The organism is Streptomyces sp. YS-3, from assembly GCF_045257485.1.
In the GTDB taxonomy this organism is placed as follows: Bacteria; Actinomycetota; Actinomycetes; order Streptomycetales; family Streptomycetaceae; genus Streptomyces.
Genome location: NZ_JBJHPC010000385.1, coordinates 1 through 7,024 on the forward strand (window position 1 = coordinate 1; position 7,024 = coordinate 7,024).

Here is a 7,024-nt window from a genome sequence, read left to right on the forward strand (position 1 = left end):
CCCTCCGCCAGCTCCCGCTCCGCCTCCCCGAGCGAGGGCACGTCCGCCGGCGGAGCCTCCCGTACCGCCAGGCACTGCCACAGGACCTCCACCCGCACATCACCCGCGGGCCCCACCTCGCTCACGTGGGGCACCAGCCCGTGCGGCGCCCCGAACCCGACGACGGCCTCCTCCGCCTCCAGCGCCCGCGCGTTGAACTCCGGCGGCCCGCTGAGCCCCAGTGGATGCCCCGGCGCGGGCAGCGCGACCCGGAAGCCCGTCACCCCGAGCCCCCGCAGCCGCCCGAGCGCCAGCGTGAGCCCCACCGGGGCCGCCTCGCCCGGCAGCCCCGACACCCGGTGCACCGCGTCGTCACCGACGATCGCCGACGCGGCGTCATCCGGCGAAACTTTCCCGGCCAACAGGGCATTTCCCCATGCGGCCAGCCGACCTGAACGTGGTTCCGAGAACATGGACCCAGCCTAGGTACTGGCCCTCGCGGCAGGTCCACTCCCTCAGTGGCGTAGGTTTTGTCTGGGAGATTTCCCCGGGACCCTGCCCACAGGCAACAGCCCGGACCTCAAGACGATTGCATGGGGAGACAACGCGCTCATGAGCGATGTACTGGAGCTGGTGGACGTATCCGTGGTCCGCGACGGACGCGCTCTGGTGGACGACGTCTCCTGGTCAGTCAAGGAGGGCGAGCGCTGGGTGATCCTCGGCCCCAACGGCGCCGGCAAGACCACCCTCCTCAACATCGCCTCCAGCTACCTCTTCCCGTCCACCGGCACGGCGAAGATCCTCGGCGACCGCCTCGGCAAGGTCGACGTGTTCGACCTGCGCCCGCGCATCGGCATGGCCGGCGTCGCCATGGCCGACAAGCTGCCCAAGCGCCAGACCGTGCTCCAGACGGTCCTCACCGCCGCGTACGGCATGACCGCCACCTGGCAGGAGCAGTACGACGCCGTCGACGAGGAGCGCGCCCGCGCCTTCCTCGACCGGCTCGGCATGACCGACTACCTCGACCGCAAGTTCGGCACGCTCTCCGAGGGCGAGCGCAAGCGCACGCTGATCGCCCGCGCGATGATGACCGACCCCGAGCTGCTGCTCCTCGACGAGCCGGCCGCCGGTCTCGACCTCGGTGGCCGCGAGGACCTGGTCCGCCGCCTCGGCCGCCTCGCCCGCGACCCGTACGCGCCCTCGATGGTCATGGTCACGCACCACGTCGAGGAGATCGCCCCCGGCTTCACCCACGTCCTCATGATCCGTCAGGGCAAGGTGCTCGCCGCCGGCCCCATGGAGACCGAGCTCACCTCCCGCAACCTCTCCCTCTGCTTCGGCCTCCCGCTCGTCGTCGAGCACCGCGGCGACCGCTACTCCGCCACCGGCCTCCCGCTCGCCTGACCCCGGCGGACCGAGAGGTGCACTGTCCGTGACGGGGTGCCCGGACCTACCATGACCTCGTGAACGCATGGGTTGGGTGGCTGATCGCGGCGGCAGGTCTCGGCATTCCCCTGGTGCTGACCGCCATGCCGGAATTCGGCATGCTGGCGGTCGGCGCGGTCGCCGCGGCCGTCGGCGCGGGTCTGGGCCTCGGCACCGTCGCACAGGTCCTCGTCTTCGTCGTGGTCTCGGTGGCCCTCATCGCCGTGGTCCGGCCCATCGCGGCCAGGCACAGCGCCGAGCGGCCCCACCTCGCCACCGGCATCGACGCGCTGAGGGGCCGTCAGGCCGTCGTCCTGGAGAGAGTCGACGGCAGCGGCGGCCGGATCAAGCTCGCGGGCGAGGTGTGGTCGGCGCGCACGCTCGACGGCGGCCAGTCGTTCGAACCCGGGCAGCAGGTCGATGTGGTCGAGATCGACGGAGCGACTGCCATCGTCATGTGAACCATGCCAGGATCATCCGGGCCGGCAGCCGCACCGCTGCCGGGCACTTCCTAGAGCAAGAAAGGCACGGGGAACGCGATGTCAGCGATCATCATCGTCCTGATCATTCTGGTGGTGCTGGTCTTCATCGCCCTGATCAAGACCATCCAGGTGATCCCGCAGGCCAGCGCGGCCATCGTGGAGCGCTTCGGCCGCTATACGAGGACGCTGAACGCGGGCCTGAACATCGTCGTCCCGTTCATCGACTCGATCCGCAACCGCATCGACCTGCGCGAGCAGGTCGTGCCGTTCCCGCCCCAGCCGGTGATCACCCAGGACAACCTGGTCGTCAACATCGACACCGTCATCTACTACCAGGTGACCGACGCCCGCGCCGCCACGTACGAGGTCGCCAGCTACATCCAGGCAATCGAACAGCTCACCGTCACCACCCTCCGCAACATCATCGGCGGCATGGACCTGGAGCGCACCCTCACCTCCCGTGAGGAGATCAACGCGGCCCTGCGCGGCGTCCTCGACGAGGCCACCGGCAAGTGGGGCATCCGCGTCAACCGCGTCGAGCTCAAGGCCATCGAGCCGCCCACCTCCATCCAGGACTCGATGGAGAAGCAGATGCGCGCCGACCGTGACAAGCGCGCCGCGATCCTCCAGGCCGAAGGTGTCCGGCAGTCCGAGATCCTGCGCGCCGAGGGTGAGAAGCAGTCCGCGATCCTGCGCGCCGAAGGTGAGGCCAAGGCCGCCGCGCTGCGCGCCGAGGGCGAGGCCCAGGCGATCCGTACGGTCTTCGAGTCCATCCACGCGGGCGACCCCGACCAGAAGCTCCTCTCGTACCAGTACCTCCAGATGCTCCCGAAGATCGCCGAGGGAGACGCCAACAAGCTCTGGATCGTGCCCAGCGAGATCGGCGACGCGCTCAAGGGACTCTCCGGCGCGTTCGGCAACCTCGGCAGCGGGATGTCGGGGTTCAACACGGGCTCCGAGCGCCGCGAGGAACCGCCCGTCGACTGAGCACGGTTGACTGTGCCATACAACGTCCGTGCATGATCGGTGCGGCCCCCCGACCTCCATGGCGGGGAGGCGTCTCACTGATTGTGTAAGGAGATGGCGTTGTCCATCTGGGAAGCACTAGCGGTCTTCGCGGCCGGCATCGGCGCCGGCACCATCAACACGATCGTCGGCTCCGGCACCCTGATCACCTTCCCCGTGCTGCTGGCCACCGGTCTGCCGCCCATCACGGCGAACGTGTCGAACACCCTCGGCCTGGTCTCCGGCTCCATCAGCGGAGCCGTCGGCTACCGCCGTGAACTGCGCGGCCAGACCCGCCGCATCCTGCGCCTCGCGTCCACGGGCCTGCTCGGCGGCCTGCTCGGGGCCGTCCTGCTGCTCGCACTGCCGTCGGACGCCTTCGACGCGATCGTCCCCGTACTCGTCGGCATCGCGCTGGTGCTCGTCCTCCTCCAGCCGCGCATCGCCGCCGCCGTCAAGCGCCACCGCGAGGCCACCGGCACCCGGGCCCACCCCGACGGCGGCCCCGTCCTGCTCGTGGGCCTCTTCCTCGCCAGCGTGTACGGGGGGTACTTCGGCGCGGCCCAGGGCGTCCTCTACCTCTCCCTGATGGGCCTGCTGCTCCCCGAGAGCCTCCAGCGCGTCAACGCCGTCAAGAACATCCTCGCGGCGCTGGTCAACGGCGTCGCCGCCGTCTTCTTCCTCTTCGTCGCCGACTTCGACTGGACGGCGGTGCTGCTGATCGCCGTCGGCTCGACGATAGGCGGCCAGCTCGGTGCCAAGGTGGGCCGCCGCCTCAAGCCCTCGGTGCTCCGAGGGGTGATCATCGCGGTCGGTGTGGTGGCCATTGTGCAGCTGGTAGTGCGCTGACGCACCAAGGGCCGGCCCGCAGCCGCAGGCGGCGGGCCGACCCGGTCCTTCCGGTCCTCTTTGTTACGCCGCTCCCCGGGCCAGCCACTCCGGCAGGGCGGACCGGTCCCCGGCGGCCATCGCGAGCAGCATCGCGTCGGCGGGCGAAGGCACGAACGGCTGCCGCAGCAACGGCATCCCCGCCTCCTCCGGCGTCCGGTCCGCCTTGCGGTGATTGTCCTCGGCGCAGGACGCCACCGTGTTGAGCCAGCTGTCCCGGCCGCCCTGGGCCCGCGGCACCACATGATCCACCGTCGTCGCGCGTCTGCCGCAGTACGCGCAGCGGTGCTGGTCCCGGACCAGCACACCCCGTCTCGACCACGGAGCCTGTCTTCGGAACGGCACCCTTACGTACCGGCAGAGCCTGATCACCCGGGGCACCGGTATCTCGACCGCGGCGGCACGCATCCTCAGCTCGGGATGCTCCTGCTCGACGACGGCCTTGTCCTGGAGGACCAGCACGACCGCACGGTTGAGAGTGACCGTCGACAGCGGCTCGAAGCTCGCGTTCAGTACCAGCGTGTCCCGCATCATGCCCACCTCCGCGTAGTGCCGGCCCACCCCCTGGCGGGCTTGGATCAACTCTGGCCGGGCCGGCCACGACGGACAACGCATTAAAAAATGCCCTGCTCTGATCTCTCCAAGACCAGAGCAGGGCAAACAATGAAGGAACGATCAGCTACCCGGAGTCAGCTGTTCGAGGGACCCGTGTACGTACCGATCAGCTGGGCGCGTGCCAGGGTGTGGAACCGCAGATTGAATCCGACGACCGCGGGCGACGCGTCCGCGTCCGGTCCCAGCTTCGCGGAATCCACCGCGTAGACGGTGAAGACATAGCGGTGCGACTCACCGGCCGGCGGGGCCGCCCCGCCGAAGTCCTTCGACCCGTAGTCGTTGCGGACCTGGACCGCCCCGGCCGGCAGACCCTCGAACTTCCCGGTGCCCGCGCCGGCCGGCAGCTCGGTCACCGACTTCGGGATGTCGAAGACCACCCAGTGCCAGAACCCGCTGCCCGTCGGGGCGTCCGGGTCGAAGCACGTCACCGCGAAGCTCTCGGTCCCGGCCGGGAACCCCTCCCACCGGAGGTGGGGCGAGGTGTTCCCTTCCGCGTACACCTGGGCGTCCTTCAGCGGCGCACCCTCCTGGACGTCCTCGCTCACCACGGTGAACGAGGGCACCTCGGGGTGGAAGTCATGGGGGAGCGGCGGCCTCTTGAGCTCGCTCACGCGGGCACCTCCTGATCGGTATCCAGTGACGGGACCGAGCCTAGAACCAGTTGCGCCGACCGCCGACCTCCGCCAGCCACTGGTGGAGATATGCCGCCCAGTCCGTCCCCTGGTAGTCGTTCAGACCCACCTGGAACGAGCGGTACGAGTCGCTGCCCTCGGTGAACAGACCCGGCTTCTTGTCCATCTCCAGCACCACGTCCATCGCGCGGTCGTCCGCGACGAAGGTCAGCTCCACCTGGTTCAGGCCCCGGTACTCCGACGGAGCGTAGAACTCGATCTCCTGGTAGAACGGCAGCCGCTGGCGCGTGCCGCGGATGTGGCCGCGCTCCATGTCCGCGCTCTTGAAGCGGAAGCCCAGCTGGATGAAGGCGTCGAGGATCGCCTGCTGCGCCGGCAGCGGGTGCACGTTGATGGGGTCCAGGTCGCCCGAGTCCAGGGCGCGCGCGATCTCCAGCTCCGTCGTCAGACCGATGTGCATTCCGCGCAGCGGCTGACCGGCGACCGTCGTGACCGGCGTCTCCCACGGGATCTCCAGGCCGAACGGCACCACGTGCACCGCGCCCGCCTTCACCTCGAACGCGCCGCCGAGACGCAGCTTGGTGAACTCGATGTCCTGCTTGGTCTCGTGGTCACCGCCCTCGATCTCGACGCGCGCCTGGAGGCCGACCGAGAGCCCCTCGATCCGCTGGTCCACGGACCCGCCCTGGATCCGGACCTCGCCCTGGACGACACCGCCCGGCACCACGTTCGCCTCGGTCAGCTCGGTCTCCACCGAAGCGCCTCCGGCACCCAGACTCGCAAGCAGACGCTTGAACCCCATGCTGTTCCCTCCATAGATCCTGCACCCACAGAACGCATAACCACGGCCTCCGGTTCCGCTCGCCCACCCGGTACCCTCGGACGCCATGATCGCGGCCCCCGAACGTACGCCACTCCCGCGCGGTTTCTTCGACCGCCCCGTCCTCGAAGTCGCCCCCGACCTCCTCGGCCGCACCCTGGTGCGGAACACGGCCGAGGGCCCGGTCGAGCTGAGACTGACGGAGGTGGAGGCGTACGACGGCGCCAACGACCCGGGGTCCCACGCCTTCCGAGGGCGCACGGCCCGCAACGGCGTGATGTTCGGCCCGCCCGGCCACGCGTACGTCTACTTCACGTACGGGATGTGGCACTGCCTGAACCTGGTGTGCGGACCCGAGGGGATGGCGAGCGGGGTGCTGCTGCGAGCGGGAGAGATCCAGGTAGGCGCGGAGCTCGCGCGTAAACGTCGCATCTCGGCCAAAAAGGACCTGGAACTGGCCAAAGGGCCGGCCCGCCTGGCCACCGCCCTGGATGTCGACCGCGCCCTGGACGGCGCCGACGTCTGCACCGACCCGGACGCGCCCCTCTCCGTACTCACCGGGACCCCGCCCTCCGCCGACCTGGTACGCAGCGGACCCCGCACCGGCGTGGGCGGCGAAGGCGCCCCGCATCCCTGGCGGTTCTGGATCGCTGACGACCCGACAGTCAGCCCGTACCGCGCGCATCAGCCACGCCGCCGCGCAACTTGACTCGGCCCGACCGGACGCCTAACGTAGCCCGAGCCGCTTGAGACGGGTCCTGCTGTTCAGCAACCCGAAGCGGCCACCCACTACCTACGACTGACCCCGACGGGTCCCTGTTTCGGCATGCCGGAATTCGGATTCATCGGCTCGATGCGGCTCGATTATGAGCCACCCGGGAAATCAGCTAAAGTAGTGACCACGCCGAAAGGGAAACGCGAAAGCGAACACCTGGAAAGCGAATCCCGCCGACAGGGAATCGGACACGAAAGAGTCTGATAGAGTCGGAAACGAAGGAAGCGCCCGGAGGGCCCGGAAACGGGAACGAAGGAAGCGTCCGTACCTTGAGAACTCAACAGCGTGCCAAAAGTCAACGCCAGATTGACAACCCCGGCCTGCCAGTGATGGTGGGTTGGAGGTTCCTTTGAAAAGTCCTGCCGGCCCTTGTGGCGGGTAGGCAACAACACAGCGAGGACGC

The 7,024-nt window shown here is 69.2% G+C and carries 8 protein-coding genes and 1 pseudogene; 5 read left to right on the plus strand and 4 right to left on the minus strand.

The genetic code is table 11. The features are described from left to right. Positions 1-452, minus strand: a pseudogene (locus ACJA3G_RS25775) (hypothetical protein); the annotation flags it as partial. 139 nt (positions 453-591) lie between these two features. On the opposite strand from ACJA3G_RS25775, the gene ACJA3G_RS25780 reads away from it, so the two are divergent. The 4 genes from ACJA3G_RS25780 (at position 592) to ACJA3G_RS25795 (ending at position 3,740) form a co-directional block, all read left to right on the plus strand. Next, a complete protein-coding gene (locus ACJA3G_RS25780) occupies positions 592-1,383 on the plus strand; it encodes an ABC transporter ATP-binding protein (RefSeq protein ID WP_406555432.1) in 792 nt (263 codons plus the stop codon). 59 nt (positions 1,384-1,442) lie between these two features. Then, positions 1,443-1,865 (plus strand): NfeD family protein, encoded by a 423-nt coding sequence (locus ACJA3G_RS25785; protein ID WP_406555433.1) that lies wholly within the window; start codon positions 1,443-1,445, stop codon positions 1,863-1,865. A gap of 78 nt (positions 1,866-1,943) precedes the next feature. Then, positions 1,944-2,873: an SPFH domain-containing protein gene (locus tag ACJA3G_RS25790; protein ID WP_067157382.1), complete on the plus strand. Its 930-nt coding sequence runs from the start codon at positions 1,944-1,946 to the stop codon at positions 2,871-2,873. Positions 2,874-2,966: 93 nt separating this feature from the next. After that, on the plus strand, positions 2,967-3,740 hold the full coding sequence (locus tag ACJA3G_RS25795) for a sulfite exporter TauE/SafE family protein (protein WP_406555434.1): 774 nt from the start codon (positions 2,967-2,969) through the stop codon (positions 3,738-3,740). Positions 3,741-3,803: 63 nt separating this feature from the next. Here the strand turns inward: ACJA3G_RS25795 and ACJA3G_RS25800 are convergent, their stop codons facing one another. From ACJA3G_RS25800 to ACJA3G_RS25810, 3 genes are all read right to left on the minus strand, one after another. Continuing rightward, a complete protein-coding gene (locus ACJA3G_RS25800; protein ID WP_406555438.1) occupies positions 3,804-4,310 on the minus strand; it encodes an HNH endonuclease in 507 nt (168 codons plus the stop codon). Between the two features lie 158 nt (positions 4,311-4,468). Further along, a complete protein-coding gene (locus ACJA3G_RS25805) occupies positions 4,469-5,005 on the minus strand; it encodes a YbhB/YbcL family Raf kinase inhibitor-like protein (protein WP_406555435.1) in 537 nt (178 codons plus the stop codon). A gap of 40 nt (positions 5,006-5,045) precedes the next feature. After that, entirely contained in the window at positions 5,046-5,828 is a 783-nt protein-coding gene (locus tag ACJA3G_RS25810; protein WP_406555436.1) for a sporulation protein, read from the minus strand. 85 nt (positions 5,829-5,913) lie between these two features. Here ACJA3G_RS25810 and ACJA3G_RS25815 point away from each other — a divergent pair, with 85 nt between their 5' ends. Beyond that, the gene (locus ACJA3G_RS25815; RefSeq protein ID WP_406555437.1) at positions 5,914-6,555 is read left to right on the plus strand and encodes a DNA-3-methyladenine glycosylase; all 642 of its coding nucleotides are present in this window, start codon (positions 5,914-5,916) and stop codon (positions 6,553-6,555) included. Positions 6,556-7,024: the final 469 nt, after the last annotated feature.

Bases quoted from the DNA above. Each gene is read 5' to 3' on its own strand.
- ACJA3G_RS25790 (WP_067157382.1), top strand. From the start codon at position 1,944: ATGTCAGCGATCATCATCGTCCTGATCATTCTGGTGGTGCTGGTCTTC.
- ACJA3G_RS25795 (WP_406555434.1), top strand. From the start codon at position 2,967: ATGGCGTTGTCCATCTGGGAAGCACTAGCGGTCTTCGCGGCCGGCATC.
- ACJA3G_RS25800 (WP_406555438.1), bottom strand. From the start codon at position 4,310: ATGCGGGACACGCTGGTACTGAACGCGAGCTTCGAGCCGCTGTCGACG.
- ACJA3G_RS25815 (WP_406555437.1), top strand. From the start codon at position 5,914: ATGATCGCGGCCCCCGAACGTACGCCACTCCCGCGCGGTTTCTTCGAC.
- ACJA3G_RS25810 (WP_406555436.1), bottom strand. From the start codon at position 5,828: ATGGGGTTCAAGCGTCTGCTTGCGAGTCTGGGTGCCGGAGGCGCTTCG.
- ACJA3G_RS25780 (WP_406555432.1), top strand. From the start codon at position 592: ATGAGCGATGTACTGGAGCTGGTGGACGTATCCGTGGTCCGCGACGGA.